6 protein-coding genes and 1 pseudogene are annotated in these 2,335 nt (G+C 41.5%); all 7 read left to right on the top strand.

Annotation, left to right across the window (positions count from 1 at the left end):
- Positions 1-81 (top strand): annotated as a pseudogene (locus ACTHSP_RS18740) (50S ribosomal protein L5); the annotation flags it as partial.
- A gap of 2 nt (positions 82-83) precedes the next feature.
- Positions 84-389, top strand: coding sequence for a 30S ribosomal protein S14 (gene rpsN / locus ACTHSP_RS18735; RefSeq protein WP_003684736.1), 306 nt, complete (start codon positions 84-86; stop codon positions 387-389).
- A 14-nt stretch (positions 390-403) separates the two neighbouring features.
- Positions 404-796, top strand: coding sequence for a 30S ribosomal protein S8 (rpsH, locus tag ACTHSP_RS18730; protein WP_003684738.1), 393 nt, complete (start codon positions 404-406; stop codon positions 794-796).
- A 13-nt stretch (positions 797-809) separates the two neighbouring features.
- Positions 810-1,343: a 50S ribosomal protein L6 gene (rplF, locus tag ACTHSP_RS18725; RefSeq protein ID WP_004464590.1), complete on the top strand. Its 534-nt coding sequence runs from the start codon at positions 810-812 to the stop codon at positions 1,341-1,343.
- Positions 1,344-1,356: 13 nt separating this feature from the next.
- Positions 1,357-1,710: a 50S ribosomal protein L18 gene (gene rplR / locus ACTHSP_RS18720; RefSeq protein WP_003749287.1), complete on the top strand. Its 354-nt coding sequence runs from the start codon at positions 1,357-1,359 to the stop codon at positions 1,708-1,710.
- A gap of 17 nt (positions 1,711-1,727) precedes the next feature.
- Positions 1,728-2,246: a 30S ribosomal protein S5 gene (rpsE, locus tag ACTHSP_RS18715; RefSeq protein WP_003684704.1), complete on the top strand. Its 519-nt coding sequence runs from the start codon at positions 1,728-1,730 to the stop codon at positions 2,244-2,246.
- A partial coding sequence (locus tag ACTHSP_RS18710; protein ID WP_440346659.1) for an uL30 family ribosomal protein occupies positions 2,239-2,335 on the top strand: 97 nt, incomplete at its 3' end. The genes rpsE and ACTHSP_RS18710, both read left to right, overlap by 8 nt.

Raw genomic sequence — 2,335 nt, 5'->3', positions numbered from 1 at the left:
ATTACTATTACAACTACTGCAAAAACTGATGAAGAAGCGAAAGCTTTGTTGTCACTGTTCAAGTTTCCGTTTAAAGGATAATCATGGCTAAGAAAGCACTTATTAATCGTGAGCTGAAACGTCAAGCATTGGCGAAAAAGTTTGCAGCTAAACGTGAGGCAATTTTCGCTGTTATTAATGATGCTAATGCGACTGAAGAAGAACGTTTTGAAGCACGTTTGAAATTTCAATCCATTCCTCGTAATGCAGCACCTGTACGTCAACGTCGTCGTTGTGCTTTAACAGGTCGTCCTCGTGGCACTTTCCGTAAATTTGGTTTGGGCCGTATTAAAATCCGTGAAATCGCTATGCGTGGCGAGATCCCTGGTGTTGTTAAAGCTAGCTGGTAATAGGAGTATAAATAATGAGTATGCATGATCCTATTTCCGATATGTTGACTCGTATTCGCAATGCGCAACGTGCTAATAAAGCAGCAGTTGCCATGCCTTCTTCTAAACTGAAATGTGCAATTGCAAAAGTTTTGAAAGAAGAAGGTTATATCGAGGATTTTGCGGTTTCTGCTGATGCAAAACCGGTATTGGAAATTCAATTGAAATACTATGCAGGTCGTCCTGTGATTGAGCAAATTAAACGTGTTTCACGTCCAGGTTTGCGTATTTACAAAGCATCAAGTGAGATCCCTAGCGTAATGAATGGCCTGGGTGTCGCTATTGTTAGTACTTCTAAAGGTGTAATGACTGATCGCAAAGCCCGTTCTGAGGGTGTCGGTGGTGAGTTGTTGTGCATCGTAGCCTAGTGGAGAAAAGTAAATGTCACGCGTCGCAAAAAACCCAGTGACTGTTCCTGCTGGTGTAGAAGTAAAATTCGGAACAGATGCATTGGTTATCAAAGGTAAAAACGGCGAATTGTCTTTTCCTTTGCATTCCGATGTTGCTATTGAACTGAACGATGGTAAATTGACTTTTGCTGCAAAAAATGACAGTAAACAGGCTAATGCTATGTCTGGTACTGCTCGTGCATTGGTTAATAACATGGTTAAGGGTGTTTCTGAAGGTTTTGAGAAAAAACTTCAATTGATTGGTGTGGGTTATCGTGCCCAAGCTCAAGGTAAAGTTTTGAACTTGTCTTTGGGTTTCTCTCATCCAATCGTATATGAAATGCCTGAAGGTGTTTCTGTTCAAACTCCTAGCCAAACAGAAATCGTTTTGACTGGTGCAGATAAACAAGTGGTTGGCCAAGTCGCTGCTGAAATTCGCGCATTCCGTTCTCCTGAGCCTTATAAAGGTAAAGGTGTTCGTTATGTAGGTGAAGTAGTAGTGATGAAAGAAGCCAAGAAAAAATAATTGAGGTTCACTAATGGATAAACATACAACCCGACTCCGTCGTGCACGCAAAACCCGTGCGCGTATTGCGGACTTGAAAATGGTAAGATTATGTGTGTTCCGCAGCAATAATCATATTTATGCTCAAGTAATTAGTGCTGAAGGTGATAAAGTATTGGCTCAAGCCTCTACATTGGAAGCTGAAGTACGTAGTAGCCTGAAATCAGGTAGCAACGTTGAAGCAGCGGCTGTAGTTGGTAAGCGTATTGCTGAAAAAGCTAAAGCAGTGGGTGTTGAAAAAGTTGCTTTTGACCGTTCAGGTTTCCAATATCACGGTCGTGTGAAAGCTTTGGCTGAAGCTGCACGTGAAAATGGTTTAAGCTTCTAATATTTGGAGACTTTCAGATGGCAAAACATGAAATTGAAGAACGCGGTGACGGACTGATTGAAAAGATGGTCGCAGTTAATCGTGTGACTAAAGTAGTTAAAGGTGGCCGTATCATGGCTTTCTCTGCACTGACTGTTGTTGGTGATGGTGATGGTCGCATCGGTATGGGCAAAGGTAAATCAAAAGAAGTACCAGTTGCTGTTCAAAAAGCAATGGATCAAGCTCGACGCTCTATGATTAAAGTACCTTTGAAAAATGGTACTATTCATCATGAGGTTATTGGTCGTCATGGTGCTACTAAGGTATTTATGCAACCTGCTAAAGAAGGTAGTGGTGTAAAAGCTGGTGGTCCAATGCGTTTAGTATTTGATGCTATGGGGATCCATAACATCTCAGCTAAAGTACATGGTTCTACTAATCCTTACAATATTGTACGCGCTACATTAGACGGTTTGTCTAAACTGTATACCCCTGCTGATATTGCTGCTAAACGTGGCTTGACAGTAGAAGATATTTTGGGAGCTAACCATGACTGAGCAAAAAAAGATTAAAGTTACATTGGTTAAGAGCCTGATCGGTACAATTGAATCTCATCGTGCATGTGCTCGTGGTTTAGGTTTGCGCC

The organism is Neisseria sp. P0001.S005 (assembly GCF_051963715.1).
This window is presented reverse-complemented; position numbering and strand designations above follow the sequence as displayed.